The organism is Tepidimonas sp. (assembly GCF_029335975.1).
GTDB lineage: Bacteria > Pseudomonadota > Gammaproteobacteria > Burkholderiales > Burkholderiaceae_C > Tepidimonas.
This window is the reverse complement of sequence record NZ_JARJMT020000031.1, coordinates 1-6,578: the sequence shown is the minus strand read 5'-3', so window position 1 is coordinate 6,578 and position 6,578 is coordinate 1. Positions and strand designations below refer to the sequence as shown.

Sequence of the window (6,578 nt, the reverse complement as noted above, 5' to 3'; positions counted from 1 at the left end):
GCGCGCATACCGCTGGGCGCTGGTGCGGCTGGCTTCGATCTTCTAGAATACGTGCAGCGTTTTGCCGCCGCGCGGGCTGTGCTGATCGATGCCCATGTCCCTGGCTACGGTGGCGGCGGACAACCCTTCGACTGGACAGCCTTCCCGTGGTCACACCCTCGACTCAACGCCGCCGATCGGGTCGTTTTGTCTGGTGGACTCACACCCGAAAATGTGACCGATGGCGTCCGTTTGGTTCGCCCGTGGGCGGTTGACGTTTCGTCTGGCGTCGAAGCCGCCAAGGGCATCAAGGACCCAGCGCGCGTCGAGGCATTCATCGCCGCGGTGCGTCACGCCGATCTGACGCTGATCGACCCTCCCCAACCCTGACGGACCCGCCGCACGCGGGCCATCGTCTGTCCCAGGATTCGAGCCCCATGTCCGCCTACGCCTATCCCGACGCCCAAGGCCACTTTGGCCCCTACGGCGGCAGCTTCGTCAGCGAGACGCTGACGCACGCCATTGCCGAGCTGCGCAGCGCCTATGAGCGCTACCGGCAGGATCCCGACTTCCTGCGCGAATTCCGCTACGAACTGACCCACTTCGTCGGCCGTCCCTCGCCCATCTACTACGCGCAACGCCTGAGCCGGGAGCTGGGCGGTGCGCAAATCTTCCTCAAGCGCGAAGACCTCAACCACACCGGGGCCCACAAGATCAACAACGTCATCGGCCAAGCGATGCTGGCGCGGCGCATGGGCAAGCCGCGCATCATCGCCGAGACCGGCGCCGGCCAGCACGGCGTGGCCACCGCCACCATCTGCGCGCGCTACGGGCTGGAATGCGTGGTCTACATGGGCAGCGAGGATGTCAAGCGTCAAAGCCCCAATGTCTACCGCATGAAGCTGCTCGGCGCCACGGTGATGCCGGTGGAGTCTGGCAGCAAAACACTCAAGGACGCGCTCAACGAGGCGCTGCGCGACTGGGTGACGAACGTCGAAAACACCTTCTACATCATCGGCACCGTCGCCGGCCCACACCCGTATCCGATGATGGTGCGCGACTTTCAGAGCGTGATCGGCGAGGAATGCCTGCACCAGATGCCCGAGATGCTGGCCGACCTGGGCCTGCCTGGCAACGGCGCGCAGGCCCAGCCGGACGCCGTGATCGCCTGCGTGGGCGGGGGCAGCAATGCGATGGGCATTTTTTATCCCTATATCCCCCACGAGCGGGTGCGCCTGATCGGCGTGGAGGCGGCCGGCAGTGGCCTGGACAGCGGCCACCACGCCGCCTCGCTGCAGCGTGGCGTGCCCGGTGTGCTGCACGGCAACCGCACCTATGTGCTGCAAAACGCCGACGGCCAGATCACCGAGACGCACTCCATCAGTGCCGGACTGGACTACCCTGGCGTCGGCCCCGAACACGCATGGCTCAAGGACAGTGGCCGTGCCGAATATGTGGGTGTCACCGACACTGAGGCGTTGGAAGCCTTCCACCGGCTGTGCCGCACCGAAGGCATCATCCCCGCGCTGGAGTCCAGCCATGCCGTGGCCTACGCCATGAAGCTGGCGCCGACGATGCGCCCCGACCAATCGCTGCTGGTCAACCTGTCGGGGCGGGGCGACAAAGACATCGGCACCGTGGCCGATTTGTCGCAGGCGGACTTCTACTGCCGGCCGAGTTGCCGGGGCCAGGCCGTCAAGACCGCCGAGTCACCCATCACCCTGACGCCGGGAGCCGCCCGATGAGCCCGCACCGCCTTGCCACCACCTTCGATCGCCTGCGCGCCCAGGGCCGCCGGGCGTTGATCCCCTTTGTCACCGCGGGCTTTCCGCAACCCGACGCGACCCCTGGGCTGATGCACGCCCTGGTGGCCGCCGGTGCCGACGTGATCGAGCTGGGTGTGCCGTTTTCCGACCCGATGGCCGACGGCCCGGTGATCCAGCGCGCCAGTGAGCGCGCGCTGGCCGCGGGCATCGGCCTGGCCCAGGTGCTGCAGATGGTGCGTGACTTTCGCCGCCACGACGCGAGCACGCCAGTGGTGTTGATGGGCTACGCCAATCCCATCGAGGCCTGGGAACACCGGCACGGCGCCGGCAGCTTTGCGCGCGAGGTTGCCGCCGCCGGCGGGGACGGCGTGCTGGTCGTGGACTACCCTCCCGAGGAGTGCGAGGCCTTCGCCGCCACCCTGCGCGCGCACGGGCTGGACCTGATCTTTTTGCTCGCCCCCACCAGCACCGACGCGCGCATCGCGCAGGTCGGCCGCTTGGCCAGCGGCTATGTGTACTACGTCTCGCTCAAGGGCGTCACGGGGGCCGGCCACCTGGACACTGCGGCGGTGGAAGCGATGCTGCCGCGCATTCGCGCCCATGTGTCCATTCCGGTCGGGGTCGGCTTTGGCATCCGCGATGCGGCTAGCGCCCAGGCCGTGGGGCGCAGCGCCGATGCGGTGGTGATTGGCAGCCGCCTCATCCAATTGATCGAGAACGAACCGCCCGAACGCGCGCCCGAGGTCGCTGCCGCCTTCCTGCGCGAGATCCGCGCGGCGCTCGACGCCCTGCCGGCCCGTGCCGCCGCCGCTGCCGGATAATCGCCACACGTCGGCGCCGCAGAATCTGCCGATCTGCGGCACCGCCATTGCAAGGAGTTGTCATGTCCTGGCTGGAAAAACTGCTGCCGCCCAAGATCGCCTCGGCGGGTGCCCAGCGGCGCAGCATCCCCGAGGGTCTGTGGATCAAATGCCCGAGCTGCGAGTCCGTGCTCTACAAGGCCGATCTCGAGAAAAATCTCAATGTCTGCCCGCACTGCGGGCACCACCACCGCATCGGCGCGCGTGCGCGGCTGGACGCTTTCTTGGATCCCGAGGGCCGCTACGAGATCGGGCAGGAGGTGCTGCCGGTCGATGCGCTGAAGTTCAAGGACAGCCGCAAATACCCCGAGCGCCTGAAAGAAGCGCTGGAGGCCACTGGCGAGACCGATGCGCTGATCGTCATGGGCGGCGCGGTGCACACGCTGCCGGTGGTGGTGGCCTGTTTCGAGTTCGATTTCATGGGCGGCTCGATGGGCTCGGTGGTCGGCGAGCGCTTCGTGCGCGGCGTGGAAAACGCTATCGAGCAAAAGGTACCCTTTATCTGCTTTACCGCCACGGGCGGTGCGCGCATGCAGGAGGGGCTGCTGTCCCTGATGCAAATGGCCAAGACCAACGCCGCACTGACCCGGCTGGCCAAGCGGCGGCTGCCCTACATCAGTGTGCTGACCGACCCCACCATGGGCGGCGTGTCAGCGGGTTTTGCCTTCATGGGCGACGTGGTCATCGCCGAGCCCAAAGCGCTCATCGGCTTTGCTGGCCCGCGCGTGATCGAAAACACGGTGCGTGTCAAGCTGCCCGAGGGTTTCCAGCGCGCCGAGTTTTTGCTCGGCAAGGGCGCGGTGGACTTCATCTGCGACCGGCGCGAGCTGCGCGCCACTGTCGCCAACGTGCTGGCGATGCTGCAGCGCCAAAGCGCTGACGCAGTGGCCTGAGACCGAGCCAGATGTGGCTCCGTGGTCAGGGCAGCAACTCCAGCGCGTGTTGGTAGCGGGGTTCGGCCATCAGGGTGTCCCAGTCCGGTGCGGGGGCTGTGGGTAGCAGCGCGCGCCGGCGGGCGTCGGCGGTCTCGTCCGGCACCCAGCGGCCTTCGATGAGGGCGCGACTCAGGCCCTCGATCAGGTCGTCGATCGGCTCACCGTCGGCCACTGTGCTCTGGTTGCACAGCAGCACCAGGTCGCAGCCGGCCTCCAGCGCGGCCAGCGCCGCCTGAGTGGGGGTCACGGCACGGCCGTCCAGCACACGCGCACCGGCCATGCTGAGGTCGTCACTGAACACGGCGCCGGTAAAGCCCAGCCCCTCGCGCAGGATGTCGCGCAACCAGCGGCGCGAGAATCCCGCCGGCCGCGCGTCCACCTGCGGGTACACCACGTGCGCAGGCATCACCGCCGCCAGCGACGCGCTCAACCACCCGTAGGGCGCGGCGTCGTCGGCCAAAATGGCCTCCAGCGGCCGCTCATCCACCGGCAGGTCCACATGCGAGTCGGCCTCGGCCCAGCCATGACCGGGAAAATGCTTGCCGCAGTTGGCCATGCCAGCCAAGCGCAGTCCGTGCATCAGGGCCTGTGCCAGCGCCGTCACGACGCGGGTATCCCCATCGAAGGCACGGTCGCCAATCACCTCGCTGCGCCCGTAATCGAGGTCCAGCACCGGCGCAAAGCTCAAGTCCACGCCGCAGGCACGCAGCTCGGCGCCGAGCACAAAGCCCGCCGCCGTGGCCGCGTTGCAGGCGGCCAGCGCGGCCTCGCCGGGGCGTGTCTCGGGCGCCTCGCGCCACAGGCGACCGAAGTCGCGCATCGGGGGCACGGGGGTAAAACCGTCGGTGCGGAAACGCTGCACGCGCCCGCCCTCGTGGTCCACGGCGATGAGCAGATCGCGGCGCACCCGTTTGATCTGGGCGCACAGACGCTGCAGCTGCGTCCGGTCGCGCCAGTTGCGGGCAAACAAAATCACCCCGCCCACCAGCGGATGGCTCAGGCGGGCGCGGTCTGCATCGGTCAACCGGGTGCCGGCGATATCGATGACGAGGGGGGCATGTAGGGTCATGGGTCTTGCTCCACCACCACGAAGCTGGCGGCATAGTCGGATTCGTCGGTCACACTCAGATGGGCGCGCAATCGCCGCTCGGTGCACCACGCCAGCAGCGCCCCATGCAGCCAAAAGGCAGGCTGGCCGCTCGGCCGCTGGATCACCTCGCAATCACGCCAGGTCATGGGCGCACGCAGACCCAGGCCGATGGCCTTGCTGAACGCCTCCTTGGCCGAAAAGCGCGTCGCCACGAAGCGTACACCCCGCTCGGGCCAGCGCGCGCGCCGTTCGTGCCACAGGGCCAGTTCACCCTCGGCCAGCACACGCTGCGCAAAGCGCTCACCGTGCCGCTCCAAAGCGGCGGCGATGCGGCGCACATCGCACAGATCCGTGCCCACGCCGTAGATCATCGGGTTCAAGCCATGGCGGCTGAGATGCAGCGCCGGTAGTCCTGCACGGTGGCGGCGTAGCCCAGCTCCAGCGCATCGGCGATCAGGGCGTGGCCGATGGAGACCTCGACCACACCTGGCACGGCGCGCAGAAAATCGGTCAGGTTGTCGCGGTTGAGGTCGTGCCCCGCATTGACGCCCAGCCCGGCCGCCTGGGCGGCCACGGCCGCATCGCGGTAGCGCTGCAACTGGGCGGCACGCGCCGTCGGATCGGACCAGGCAGCGGCATAAGGCTCGGTGTAGAGCTCCACGCGGTCGGCCCCCACAGCCCGGGCGGCGGCCATTTGGGTCGGATCGGGGTCCATGAACAAGCTCACGCGCGCGCCCAGCGCCTGCGCCTGCTCGATCACGGGCCGCAGCCGCTGAGCATCTTCGGGGAAACGCCAGCCGTGGTCGCTGGTGAACTGCTCCACCGCATCTGGCACGAAAGTGAGCTGGTGCAGCGGCAAGCCCTGTTGCACCACCTCGCGCGCGACCTCCAGCAGGTTGTGAAAGGGGTTGCCCTCGATGTTGAACTCGCGCTGCGGCCAGTCGCGCAGCAGGCGCGCCAGATCGAACACATCGTGCCAACGAATGTGCCGCTCGTCCGGACGGGGATGCACGGTGATGCCATCGGCACCCGCCTGCAAACACAGCGTCGCGGCCCGCGTCACGCTGGGGATACCCAGGTGGCGGCTGTTGCGCAACAGCGCCACCTTGTTGACATTGACCGACAGCGCCGTGCGGGATGCACCTGGGACAAGGGGATGACTCATGAGGAAGACCCGTTCAGCGGTGGGATGGGGCGCGGTCCAATACGGCGCATCGCGCGCATGAGCTCGCGGGTCCGAAAGGACCGCACCCCGCTATGGTAGTGCAGTAGACTGGCCAGGCCGATCCGCAGCGCCGCCATGCCCAGGGTCGGCGCTAGCCCGCGCAGGGCCAGCCAAGGGTCGGGGGCGTCCAGCGCGGCCTGCACTGCCTGCCAGTGCGCGCCGGTCAGGGCGCCCACATCATCCGGCCCGCTCGGCTGAAGGCCGGCCTGCGGCAGCAGGCGGTAAGCCTGGGTCGCGTCCAGGGGCAGAAGACGCAGCCCCTCCAGCGCCAGGTCGGGCAGCCAACCCAATTGGCGCAGCAGCAGCAACTCGAAGGCACGCAGCGTCACCGACACATCGTCCCCTTGGGCCAGGGCTTGCACCGCCGCCGCATAAGGGTCGAACAGCGCCGGGTGGGGATCGTCGCGCGCCATCAGGCGCAGCACCAACTCGTTCAGATAATAGCCCGCCAGCAGCGCATCGCCCGCCGGCATCACATGGCCGCCGGCATACTGCGCGGCCTTGAGGCTGCGCACCTCGGCCTCGCCCGACCAGTCCACGCGCAATGGCACCAGGGGCAGCAGCACGGCACGAAATTGCGAGGTGGGCCGCTTGACCCCCTTGCCCACCAGCACCACGCGGCCGTGGTGGCGGGTAAACAGTTCCAGGATCAGGCTGGACTCGCTCCAATCGTGCTGGTGGAGCACATAAGCGGGCTCGTCATGCACCCGCATCCGCTGGCGT

The 6,578-nt window shown here is 68.3% G+C and carries 7 protein-coding genes and 1 pseudogene; 4 read left to right on the top strand and 4 right to left on the bottom strand.

The window, feature by feature from the left end; translation table 11 throughout:
* The 4 genes and pseudogenes from P3W97_RS01700 to accD form a co-directional block, all read left to right on the top strand.
* Positions 1-369 (top strand): annotated as a pseudogene (locus P3W97_RS01700) (N-(5'-phosphoribosyl)anthranilate isomerase); the annotation flags it as partial.
* A gap of 47 nt (positions 370-416) precedes the next feature.
* Complete coding sequence (gene trpB / locus P3W97_RS01695; RefSeq protein WP_300843236.1) at positions 417-1,724, top strand: tryptophan synthase subunit beta; 1,308 nt, start codon at positions 417-419, stop codon at positions 1,722-1,724.
* Positions 1,721-2,566: a tryptophan synthase subunit alpha gene (gene trpA, locus P3W97_RS01690; protein ID WP_300843235.1), complete on the top strand. Its 846-nt coding sequence runs from the start codon at positions 1,721-1,723 to the stop codon at positions 2,564-2,566. Before trpB ends, trpA begins: the two co-directional genes overlap by 4 nt.
* Before the next feature lie 62 nt (positions 2,567-2,628).
* Positions 2,629-3,498: an acetyl-CoA carboxylase, carboxyltransferase subunit beta gene (accD, locus tag P3W97_RS01685; RefSeq protein WP_300843234.1), complete on the top strand. Its 870-nt coding sequence runs from the start codon at positions 2,629-2,631 to the stop codon at positions 3,496-3,498.
* 25 nt (positions 3,499-3,523) lie between these two features.
* Here accD and nagZ read toward each other — a convergent pair whose 3' ends face one another.
* From nagZ to recO, 4 genes are read right to left on the bottom strand one after another with little or no spacing between them, the layout of a single operon-like run.
* Positions 3,524-4,609, bottom strand: coding sequence for a beta-N-acetylhexosaminidase (gene nagZ / locus P3W97_RS01680; protein ID WP_300843233.1), 1,086 nt, complete (start codon positions 4,607-4,609; stop codon positions 3,524-3,526).
* Positions 4,606-5,001 (bottom strand): holo-ACP synthase, encoded by a 396-nt coding sequence (acpS, locus tag P3W97_RS01675; protein WP_300843238.1) that lies wholly within the window; start codon positions 4,999-5,001, stop codon positions 4,606-4,608. Before acpS ends, nagZ begins: the two co-directional genes overlap by 4 nt.
* Positions 5,002-5,006: 5 nt before the next feature.
* A complete protein-coding gene (locus P3W97_RS01670) occupies positions 5,007-5,795 on the bottom strand; it encodes a pyridoxine 5'-phosphate synthase (protein ID WP_300843232.1) in 789 nt (262 codons plus the stop codon).
* Positions 5,792-6,568 (bottom strand): DNA repair protein RecO, encoded by a 777-nt coding sequence (recO, locus tag P3W97_RS01665; protein WP_300843237.1) that lies wholly within the window; start codon positions 6,566-6,568, stop codon positions 5,792-5,794. The genes P3W97_RS01670 and recO overlap by 4 nt, the downstream gene beginning before the upstream one ends.
* Positions 6,569-6,578 lie beyond the last annotated feature (10 nt).